Origin of the sequence: Nocardia rhizosphaerihabitans, assembly GCF_014646295.1 — a bacterium.
Taxonomy (GTDB): Bacteria; Actinomycetota; Actinomycetes; order Mycobacteriales; family Mycobacteriaceae; genus Nocardia; species Nocardia rhizosphaerihabitans.
Map to the genome: position 1 here is coordinate 551,785 of NZ_BMNE01000004.1, position 9,388 is coordinate 561,172.

The following is a 9,388-nucleotide window of genomic DNA, read 5'->3' on the forward strand; positions in this document are numbered from 1 at the left end:
GTGACCGGTTCCGACGACGATCCGGATGTGCCGTTCGCCCTCGGTCCGCGGGTGACGGAGCCCGCCTCGGCACCCGACCCGGCGGACGCGATCACCGAGCTGGCCTATCGGATCGCCCGCGAGTCCGCTGCGCTCGGGCCGGCCGGCTGGCGCGAGCTGACCGCGGTGTTCGCGCTGACCGTCGCGGCCGAGGTGACTCATCTGCTGTTCGAGCACGAGCGCGGCACGGTCAGGGTGGCGCCCACCGAGGACATTCTCGCCGCGGTGCGCGAGCACCGGAAGTTGTCGGCGGGCTACGGTGACGGGCCGTGGTGGCGGCTGGTGGTGTCGATGAGCAGCGCGGGCAGACTCGACGTCGACCACGACTACGGCGACGAACCGTTCCCGGCGGATCAGCTCTTCGCGCCGCAGGTCTACCTGGCCGATCTGGCCGCGCATCCGCGCGACCGGTTGCCGGTGTGGCTGGCCGCCTATCTGCACCACGGGGACCGGCAGCGGCGTGCGCCCGGCGACGCGGCGCGGCTGGCCCGCGCCGACGCGGCCGCCGGTGTGCGAGCGACGATGTCGGAGTTCGACTTTCCGCCGTATCCGCTGCTGCGCGCTCGCTGGGCGGTGATCGCGGCCGCGTTCGCCGCCGCAGGCTCGGCGCGTGGACCGCGGATGCTGCCCGCGCTCGGCTGGTTCGAAGGCGGTTCGCACAGCGGCTCGACGGTGTTCGAGGTGCCGGGCGGGCGCGCGGTCCTCTCCGGTGGTGTGTGGAACGCGGCGGCGCTGGAGGCCGGATACAACGAGGGCGCCGAGCTGCCCGCGCTCTACGCGGGCGCGCCCGACTGGGTCGCGGACCCCGTCCTCAACACCAGGGCAGGCCAGGGCCTGCTGTCGTTCTGCTACTGGTGGGACAACGGCACCTGGTATCGGGGCGAGTCACCCGCGGCCGACCACCTCGCCGAAGCCGTGCCCGGAATCTGGACCGCGGATACCGCGACCCGCGTGGTGGCCGGGCTGCTCGGGGACGAGGCGAGCGAGCGGCAGCGCAGCGCCGCCCGGGCGCTGGTCGAGGCCGCCGAGCGCGGTATCGCCACCCGCGCCGAGGTCGTCGAGGTGTTCGGCGTGGACGACACGTTCGATGTGGATACGGCGCTGTACCAGCTGACACTGGCCGGGGTCACCGCCGACGCGGCGGAGCGAGCTGCCCGCTGAGCGTGGGGTCGTAGACGATGACCATGCGGTGGTCGGGCCTTGGCGCGGAGAAGGTGTCCATCTTGTCCTTGTTCAGCACATTGCTGGCGCCCGCGTCGATGGTGTAGTCGTAGTCGTTGTTGCCCGCGCCGGGGAATTCCGTGTACTCCTCGATGCGGAACGGTGGCCGGTTGTCGTAGTGGTCGAGCAGGGCGGCCCACAGCTGGTCGCCGTCGATGTGGCCGCGGTCGCCCGGGGTGCCCTTGCTGGGATCGGACGCCTCGGACTTCATGTCCCACTGGAGTTCGATCCGGCCGCCGGGGGCGAGGGTGTGCTCCAGATTCCCCGCGATCGCCAGGTAGGCCTCGGGCGGGAGCTTGGCGCTGACATTGTTGACGAAGATCCGGCCGACACCGCCGGTGCCGCCGTCGCCCAGGATGTGCCCGCCGCCGAGCATGTCGCCGAACACGAGGACGGTGCCCGCCTCGGTCAGCGGGCCGGGGTCGAGAATGCCGAGGCTGCGCCTGCGCTGGCTCGGAATCGCGAACGACTCGGCCAGTTCGGTCTTCACGACCAGGCCGCCGCCGGTGCGGTCGGCGGGCGGCGTCATCTCGACACCGAACGCGCTGCGCCCGACGCCGACGTCGACGGTGTGCCCGTTGGGTACTCCGGTCTCTGGCCGGGGCACGAGCGCCACCGTGTGGTTGTCCGTGCCGAAGTAGTTCTGCTCCAGCGGAAGCCGGTGCAGCGGCCGGGGCCGGGGGATGATCTCGACCGCCGAGACGCCGTGGACGGGGTCGTGAATCATCACGGTGTACTCGATATTGATGCCGTTCGAGGTGGCGGTCCGGTTCGCCCGGTCGACGCTGTGCAGCAGCTCGCTCATCGAACTCGGGGCGCCGTCGACCTCGAGACGTCCGGTGCGTGGTTCGAGCACGCCCGCGAACCGGTTCGGGGCGGCGGCCAGCGCGTCCGCCGCGTCGTACATGCGCTGGAACGCGTCGGGGCCGAGCGCGTCGCGGAACGGTTCCGGCATCGCGGTATGGAACCGGTCGATGGCCTCGTGCAGATCGCGGACCCGCTGGGCCGGTGCCGGATTCGGATCGTTGACGGCCACATTGAGCGGATCGAGCGCGGCCATCAGGTGTTTGGTCGGCACGTGCTGACGGGCTTCGCGGAAGTTCGGGTTCTCGAAGATCGGGTCGAAGATGCGCCGCGTCAGCTCCTCGCGCATGCGCGCGTCGAGTCCGCGCCGTTCGTTGGCGACCAGGTCACGCACGTGCTCGCCCACCGCGAGCTCGCTCAGCGTCGCCAGATGGGCGGCACCGCCGCGCTCGAATTCGGTCGCGGTGAGAGATTCGGTGAAGATCGGGCGCTGCTCGGTGAGCCCGGCTCGTTCGAGCGCATAGCGATGCGCGAGCAGCGGATCATGGCCGGCCAGCAGGGATTCCGCGGGACTGCCCTGGCGTAGGTCGATGCGGTGCGCCAGGTCGGCCAGATCGCGGCGCAGGCCGGGCAGCTGGTCGCCGCGGGCCGGGTCGATGGTGGCCGCGTCGATCTTGTTCAGCAGGACCCGCACCTCGGCGAAGCGACCGCCGAGGTGATCGGTCATCCGGTCCGGACGCTCCTGCACGGGATCGATAAGGATCTCGGGCTCCCGCGCGAGCCGGATCTCGGCGAGCTCGTGCGCGATCCCGCGGACCACATCCTGGTCCCGGGCACGTGGTGCGACGTGCACGTCGTAACCGGTGCCGTCCGGGCGGGCCAGGAACTCGGCGACGGCGCCGCCGGTCGTCGGTTCCACCTGGATACGGATGTCGCGGCCGTCGGGCAGGAAGAAGCGCTTGGTGTCGCGGTTCCAGGCCACGTCCTCTGGGGTGACCAGGGCCAGGTTGTCCTCGACCACGTGGACGACCTCGCGCGTGCTCAGGTCCGGTTGATTCGGTGGGCGCGCGTCGGCGTGGAACTCGCCCACACTCGCGGCGGTGCCACGGTGCGGCTCCACCACGGGGCCGGGGCGGGTGCCCGGTTCGGTGACCGGCAGCGCGGGCCTGGTGTCGAAGAGGCCGTCGCGCACCAGGATCGAGATCGACTCGATGTTCTGGCCCGGATAGTGCTCCTGGATGGATTTGCTCACCGACTTCAGCGGCATGCTGATGTCGGACTTGGAACTGATGATCCCGTTGAGGGTGGCGTTGGCGAAGGTCTTGGCCTCGCTGTTGTACAGCGGGCGGTTGGTCATGATGTGCTCGGCGAGCGACACCAGCTGCGGATGCGACAGCTCACGCAACGGCACCAGGGTGCGCGGTGCGTCGCCGACCGGCTTGAGCGCCACCTTGCCGTCGAAGCGGTCGACCAGCATGCGGTCGAAGGTGCCCTGGTCGGTGAAGACGGCCAGGTCGACGTCGTTGGCCCGCGGGGTGCGCAGCGAGGAGCCCTGCACCACGATGTCGCCCACCGGCAGGCCCGCCTCCCGCAGGCCGCCGACCAGATCGCTGCTGAACTGCCGGAACTCCGCGGCGTCGGCGAACTTGTAGGGGTAGCCGCGCTCGGCGACGACCTCGACCCAGTTGTGTATCTGCTGGGTGAGTTCGGGTGCGGTGATCGGCTTGGCGGTGCGGGAGCCGACCTGGACCAGGTCCTCGATTGTCCGCTGATCGAGGCCGAGTTTGCGCCCCTCGCCGATGATCGTGGCCAGTTCGGCGTCGGTGTAGGTGAGCTCGAATCGCCCTGGGCGCTCGCCGATCCAGGCGCGCACGTTGTCGGTGATGCTCTGGACCGGGTCGACGGTCGTCGGTTCGTTGCGCCCTTGCTCGGGGACGGCGAGTTCGGCGCGTCCCGGTTCGGCGGTGGTTGGTTCGCCGCGACCGGGCTCGGCGGCACCCGCGCGTCCGGGTTCGGCAGCGGGCGGCACGGTGCGGCCGGTCTCCGCTTGACCGGCCCGGTTATGTTCCGGCGCAACCTGTTTCGGTGAATTGTGCTCGGCCGCACCTGCCGGCGCTTCGGCGGTGACCTGGACGGAACCGGACTCGGCCCGATGCTGCTCGGCGGCCGCGGCTGGACGATCCTTGGACGTCGCCGTGAGATTCGATTCGGCACCGCTCTTCTCGGCGACGCCCGCGCGGCTGTCGTTCTTCGCGGGCTCGCTTCGCGCGGCGCCGTCCTTGGCGGGGGCGCGGTCGCCCGCCCGTGATTCCGGCGCCGTCTGGCCCGGCCGATCGGCGACTCGCGCGCCCGAATCCGTCGCGCGGACACCGGATTCGGGTGCGCGGGTGGTGGACTCGGCGCGCGCGCCGGAATCGGTGCGGCCCGGTGCCTCGGCGCGCATCGTCGCCTCGGACGGTCTCACCGCGCTGCCGTCACGTGGCGCTACGCCGGCGTTGTTCCATTCCGTGCGGAGCTGTTCGAGCCGGGCCACGTGCTGGTCGCTGTACTGGCCCTTCGAATCGATCTTGACGTCGTTGGCGCGCTGGAACACGTCGCGGGCGCGGTTCTGCTCGGGTCCGGCTTCGAAGCGGTCGGGATGGGTCTGCTTGGCCAGATCGTGGTAGAGCGCCTTGCCGTCGCGCACCGACGCCTCGGTGACGACCGGGGCCTTCGCCGACGACGCACCCGCGGGCGACATCCTGGGCGAATCCATCGTCGGCGCGTTCCCGAGCCCGGCACCGTGCCGCACACCGTGCGCGCCGCCGAGGGCCGCGCCGACGATCACCAGCTTGGGATCGAAGGTGGTGTCGATCTTGTCCGCGTCGAAGTACCCGTGTGCGAGCTGATCGCCGACCTGCCAGACGAGGCCGCCGCCGTACATGCCGAGGCCGCCTGCGCTGCCGCCGGTCACGCCGCTGATCAGGCCGCGCATGGCCGGGCTCAGGCTGGTGCGGCCGAGCAGCTTGTGCATCCCCATGCCGACCGGCGCACCGAGCAGACCGCCCGCGCCCCACTCGAATCCGGTGCGCAGGTTCTGGCCGAGGTCGAAGGAGTCGCGATGCCCCATCCCGAGCTGGTAGGCCTGGATACCGCCGTCCAGGCCGAGGCCCATGCCGCCCGCCTTCAATCCGGCGATGGCGATCTGCTTCAGATAGGGCTTGAGCAGGTTGCGCAGACCGACCCGGCCCGCCTCCAGCGCCAGCTGCTGGAGGCCGCGGTTGGCCGCCAAACCGACGGCGGACCGGCCCGCGGCCAAGGCCAGTGGCACCCCGGCCGAACCCCACGGCCAGGCCGCGATCAACGCGTAGATCGCGTACGCGGTGATGAGGGCGAAGCTGCCCTCCATGATCTTGGTGTATTCGAGCTGGGTGCCGCCGTTGCGGGTGTAGTTGCCCAGCTCCTCGAGCGCCTTGGCCAGCTCGTCCACCGAGTGCGGGCCCGAGAACAGCTTGTCGAACTCCTGTTTCACCGCGACCGCGCCGTCGCCGCTGTAGAACTTCGCGGTGGCGTCGGTGACGGCGCGCAGATCCGGTTCGAGCAGGCGCAGGTCCGCCGCGGCCTGCTTCCACGCGTCACCGAGGGCGAACAGATCGTCCTCGTCGCCCTTGGGATAGGCCTGGCCGAAATTGAGCGCCTGCAGGATCCAGTCGGGGACGAGATCGAAGACCGAGGCTAGGCCGGACACGGATCACCCCCGCGGGCGCGCTGGCAGTCGATCACCAGGCGGACTCGGCGGCTTCCGACAGCGCGGTGAATCGCACTGTGCCGTCGGCGGGTTCGTCCTCGCGCCTGCGTGCGCTCGGCGGGGTCACCGGGGCGCGCGGTGGTTCGGGAATCATGTCGTGGACATCGGGCATACCGGGCAGGTACTCCGACAGGCGCGGGATGCGGGCGGTGTCGGAGCGCAGGGTGTCGAGCAGGTCCTTGGTCTTGCGGTGCATCGCGGCCGCGGCGTCCTGGGTCGCCGCGGTGACGGCGCGGGCGATCTCCGGATAGCTCAGATCGTCGATGTTGTCGGAGAAGCGAACCTGGATGACGACATTCTCCGCGTTCACCACCACGCTCACCCGGCCCGCCGCCGCGGTGGCGGTCGCGGTCAGCTGTGCCTGCTCCTGCTGGGCCCTGGCGATGGCGTCCATGCCTTCGCGCACGGTGTCGGCCAGCTCTTCCAACCGGGCGCGCGCCGCCTCGTTCGCCATCGTTGCTCCTGCCTACCCGTTCGCTGTGCTGCCGTGTTCGGTGCGGTCAGGTCAGCGCAGGCTGTCCTCGTTGGCGCGTTCGGCCGTCTGGAACCGGTCGGCGGCCTGGCCGAGTGCGGAGGAATAGGACTGCAGCAGTGACACTTTCGCGGCAACGACGGCCTGCAGGTTGGTGTCCGACGCCGAGTAGCCCTGCTCGCCGCCCGCGAATTTCTCCCCGAATTCGTCGGCTCCCCAGCGGCCCCAGTGCGCCGAGGAGGCGGCCGACACGGTGCTGAGGATCTGGTCGATGCGGCCAGCCAGGCCGTCGAGATCGCCACCGGTGCCGCGCAGCTTGCTGATGTAGACCTCGACCGGTTGAGTCATGTCGCACCTCGGCTCGTCTGGGTGAATCGGATTCGATCATTACATGAATTCTGAACCATGCCAACGCTAACGAGATCTGAACGGTGGGTGGCTGCGGTGGACGCCGACGACATGGCATGCTCGCTGCATGGCCCGCACGAGCTTCCACGGCGACATCGAGACGGCCAGCCACGAGACGATGCTCGGGCTGGTTCGGGACTGGCTCGCGCAACCGGAACTGGCGATGACCCTGCGGCGGACCGGCTACGAGACCACCTACCGGGACGACACCATCGAGCTGTACTGCCACGAGGCGGGCACGCCTGGCGCCGGTGACTCCTTCTATCTGCTGGAAGGCATCGTCGAGGCGGAACCGGCCAGGGCGGCGGAGCGGCTGGCGGTGCTCGTCGCGGCCGCCAGGGCCGCCGGGCTGGACTGCTCCATCGACTACGCCGAGGCCGACGCCGACGGCGCGGCGATCGGTGCGGAGTCGACCATCGCGTGAGGTGGGCTAGGGTGCGTGGGCGGAGGACGAATGGCTGAGATGTCCGGGGCCGAGGCGGAATTGCGCAGACTCGGCGAGTCGCTGCTCACGCAGGTGCGCGGCATCGCCGCGCTGGTCACACCGGCGGCGGTGATCCCCGATTCCGCGCTGCCCGCCGCGCCCGAGGTCGCCGAATGGACCGATCCGCTGCGCTACCGGTTCAGCCTGCGCGCCCAGACCGCCCTGCCCGCCGAGATACCCGCGGACGAGGCGGTGCGCCGCACCGTCGAGGCCTTCGCCGCAGGCGGTTTCGACATCGCGGAGGAGCGACGCGCGGGCACCGTCGCCGCGCGGATCGTGGTGACCGGCAACCGCGACGGGTTCCGCATCGATGTGCGGGTCTGGCCCGAGACCGGCGACGTCGTGTACGCGGGTGTCACGCCGGCGCTGGCTCTGCGGGCACCGCAGGCCGCGGAACTGCCCGAACCCGTGCGCACGCGGGCGACCGTCGAGCCGGGGCACGTGCTCTGCTACGAGTGCGACGGGCTCGGCTGGTGCCCGGCCTGCGGCGGCCGCGGCTGGGTCCTCGACGACGCCGGTGTCCGGCAGCCGTGCCCGGAGTGTCGCGAGCAGCGGGTCTGCCCGATCTGCCGCGGCGCCGGTCAGTTGCAGATCGCGCGGCTGCGCCCGGCCGAGCGGGCGTTCTACCCCGAGCTCGCCGGGCGGCCCGACGGAGAGGACGAGTCATGACGACGGCCCTACCGCTGGCGCGCACGAATGCCGAAGCGCGCCTGTTCCTCCGGCTGCGGCCGTGCGCGACGTGCGGGGTGGCACGGTGCGAGTTCCGCAGTTCGGTGATCACGGCCGACGGACCTGCGAGCCGGTATGTGGGGGAGTGCGCGGCGTGCGGGACGCGGCGCGAATACGTGTTCCGGCTGCCCGAGCGGATCCTGCCGCCGCCGGCCGAGCAGGTCCGCTTCGGCGCCGACGAGCCCTCGCAACTGCTCGATCCCGGTGAGTGGCTGCGCTATTCGCGGATCTGCGCCGACCAGGCCGGACCCGACGACCCGGAACGAACCGCGACGGCACGACACGCGCTGGCGACCGCCCTCGCCGCCGTGACGGAAGTGCTGAAGTTCATCCCGGTCGACGCGCCGTCGGTACCGGCGGCGGCCTTCGTCACGACCGAAGGGCGGGCGCTGTTCGCCGCCGAACCAGGCAGTTTCGACCGCGACCGGCTCGCGGCCGTCCGCGCGCACTACGCGGAGCGCCTCGCGCGGTGGTGAGCGGGTGTCGCCCGCGGTGCGGTGGGTACTCACCATTCATGTTGTCGTAACGAAGTATTCGCCGACCACTGTCATTCTGTTGCGCAGGCAAACGAGTTGTGGTGTGGTCGGGTGCACCGACGCTGGAGGATGGGGAACGCGATGGCGGAGAAGTTCCAGTACGAGCCGCTGCTCTTCCGGCGGGCCGCCGCCAAGACGGGTTCGGTGCGCGACCAGATCAACGGGGTCATCGACCGGCTGGAAACCGCGGCGACCGCGCGCGGTGCCTGCTGGGGCAGTGACACTTTCGGCAACAACTTCTACAACGGCGACGCCAACAACGGTTACGGCGCGTCCAAGACGAACAGCACCGACAGCGCACGGACGATGGCGGAGAACATGAACTCGTTCTCCACCGGACAGCTCGAGAGTGCCCGTCTGCTGGAGCAGATGGAAAAGGGCAACTATGACGGTATGCGCTAAGGGGCCCGTTCCAGCATGACGAACGAACACGCGAAGGCGCAGCTCGCCGACATTCTCGAGGGCGTGCAGGCGCAGATGCGCGCGATCGCGCAGGTGCAGCAGGACCGCGCCAGAATCGTCGCCAGCGCGACGGTGCGCAAGCGCGTCACCGTGTCGGTGAACGCCGACTTCAAGGTGATCGAGACCAAATTCAGTTCCGACATCGACGATCTCACCTACCCGGAGATCGCCAGGGCGGTGACCGAGGCGGCGCAGCAGGCCTGTGCCGAGGTCGCGCGGCAGACCGCGGCGATGATCTCGCCGATCCAGGACGGCCACACCCGGCTGCCCAAGATCACCGACCTGGTCGACGACATGCCGGATCTGCTGGTTCCGCAGCCGGTGGAGGCGTCGCTGGCGCCGCCGAACGCGCCGGAGCGACTGGAGGATTCGCCCGCCGAGCCGCAGTACGAGGCGGCGCCGAACCGGCCGGGTTCCGCCACCGACTCGAGCTGGTGACTCGAGTA

General features: G+C 70.5%; 9 protein-coding genes. 6 read left to right on the forward strand and 3 right to left on the reverse strand.

What is annotated here, in order from left to right; translation table 11 throughout:
• A complete protein-coding gene (locus IEY60_RS20050; RefSeq protein ID WP_189030489.1) occupies positions 1–1,200 on the forward strand; it encodes a hypothetical protein in 1,200 nt (399 codons plus the stop codon).
• Here IEY60_RS20050 and IEY60_RS20055 read toward each other — a convergent pair.
• The 3 genes from IEY60_RS20055 to IEY60_RS20065 are packed head-to-tail and all read right to left on the reverse strand — an operon-like array spanning position 1,166 to position 6,671.
• Entirely contained in the window at positions 1,166–5,791 is a 4,626-nt protein-coding gene (locus IEY60_RS20055) for a WXG100-like domain-containing protein (protein WP_189030491.1), read from the reverse strand. The genes IEY60_RS20050 and IEY60_RS20055 overlap by 35 nt on opposite strands.
• A gap of 31 nt (positions 5,792–5,822) precedes the next feature.
• Positions 5,823–6,305, reverse strand: a complete 483-nt coding sequence (locus IEY60_RS20060) for a YbaB/EbfC family nucleoid-associated protein (protein ID WP_189030501.1) — start codon at positions 6,303–6,305, stop codon at positions 5,823–5,825.
• Between the two features lie 51 nt (positions 6,306–6,356).
• Positions 6,357–6,671 (reverse strand): hypothetical protein, encoded by a 315-nt coding sequence (locus IEY60_RS20065; RefSeq protein WP_189030503.1) that lies wholly within the window; start codon positions 6,669–6,671, stop codon positions 6,357–6,359.
• A 127-nt stretch (positions 6,672–6,798) separates the two neighbouring features.
• On the opposite strand from IEY60_RS20065, the gene IEY60_RS20070 reads away from it, so the two are divergent.
• From IEY60_RS20070 to IEY60_RS20090, 5 genes are all read left to right on the forward strand, one after another.
• Positions 6,799–7,155, forward strand: coding sequence for a hypothetical protein (locus IEY60_RS20070; RefSeq protein ID WP_189030505.1), 357 nt, complete (start codon positions 6,799–6,801; stop codon positions 7,153–7,155).
• 30 nt (positions 7,156–7,185) lie between these two features.
• Positions 7,186–7,884, forward strand: a complete 699-nt coding sequence (locus tag IEY60_RS20075) for a hypothetical protein (RefSeq protein ID WP_229739978.1) — start codon at positions 7,186–7,188, stop codon at positions 7,882–7,884.
• Positions 7,881–8,420, forward strand: a complete 540-nt coding sequence (locus IEY60_RS20080; protein ID WP_189030507.1) for a hypothetical protein — start codon at positions 7,881–7,883, stop codon at positions 8,418–8,420. The genes IEY60_RS20075 and IEY60_RS20080 overlap by 4 nt, the downstream gene beginning before the upstream one ends.
• 141 nt (positions 8,421–8,561) lie before the next feature.
• Positions 8,562–8,882, forward strand: a complete 321-nt coding sequence (locus tag IEY60_RS20085; RefSeq protein WP_189030509.1) for a hypothetical protein — start codon at positions 8,562–8,564, stop codon at positions 8,880–8,882.
• A 15-nt stretch (positions 8,883–8,897) separates the two neighbouring features.
• On the forward strand, positions 8,898–9,380 hold the full coding sequence (locus IEY60_RS20090; protein WP_189030511.1) for a YbaB/EbfC family nucleoid-associated protein: 483 nt from the start codon (positions 8,898–8,900) through the stop codon (positions 9,378–9,380).
• Positions 9,381–9,388 lie beyond the last annotated feature (8 nt).

Bases quoted from the DNA above. Each gene is read 5' to 3' on its own strand.
- IEY60_RS20060 (WP_189030501.1), bottom strand. From the start codon at position 6,305: ATGGCGAACGAGGCGGCGCGCGCCCGGTTGGAAGAGCTGGCCGACACC.
- IEY60_RS20065 (WP_189030503.1), bottom strand. From the start codon at position 6,671: ATGACTCAACCGGTCGAGGTCTACATCAGCAAGCTGCGCGGCACCGGT.
- IEY60_RS20070 (WP_189030505.1), top strand. From the start codon at position 6,799: ATGGCCCGCACGAGCTTCCACGGCGACATCGAGACGGCCAGCCACGAG.
- IEY60_RS20075 (WP_229739978.1), top strand. From the start codon at position 7,186: ATGGCTGAGATGTCCGGGGCCGAGGCGGAATTGCGCAGACTCGGCGAG.
- IEY60_RS20080 (WP_189030507.1), top strand. From the start codon at position 7,881: ATGACGACGGCCCTACCGCTGGCGCGCACGAATGCCGAAGCGCGCCTG.
- IEY60_RS20085 (WP_189030509.1), top strand. From the start codon at position 8,562: ATGGCGGAGAAGTTCCAGTACGAGCCGCTGCTCTTCCGGCGGGCCGCC.
- IEY60_RS20090 (WP_189030511.1), top strand. From the start codon at position 8,898: ATGACGAACGAACACGCGAAGGCGCAGCTCGCCGACATTCTCGAGGGC.